This window comes from Bradyrhizobium sp. MV1.5 (assembly GCF_055807615.1).
The window spans coordinates 1-355 of sequence record NZ_JBVVPL010000125.1 but is presented as its reverse complement, the minus strand read 5'-3'; the positions used below and the strand labels follow the sequence as shown (position 1 = coordinate 355).

Genomic DNA, 355 nt, shown 5'->3' with positions numbered 1-355 from the left:
GTGGATCGGCCGCACAAGCGAAAGAGCCTGCAGCTGCAACTTCGCCTGCATTCCGGCTCCCAGGATCGCAGCTACCGACGCATCTTTGCGGGCCAAGTACTTGGCTGCCACTGCACCTGCGGCGGCCGTGCGCACGTCCGTCAAATAGCCATTGTCTAGTAAGAGTGCTTGAACCAAACCGGTTTTGCTAGAAAGCAGCACCATCATGCCATTGGTGCTCGGTAGTCCGATCTTCGGATTATCAAAAAACCCGGGACTGATCTTAATAGCAAAGCCGCCGAGACCGGGCACATAGGCCGTCTTGACGTCCACCTCACCACGATGTTCGGGAATATCCAAGCGAAGGATTGGTGGC

The 355-nt window shown here is 56.3% G+C and carries 1 pseudogene; it reads right to left on the bottom strand.

Annotated elements, in window-relative coordinates:
- Positions 1 to 355: pseudogene (locus AC0L2J_RS34795) on the bottom strand (ornithine cyclodeaminase family protein); the annotation flags it as partial.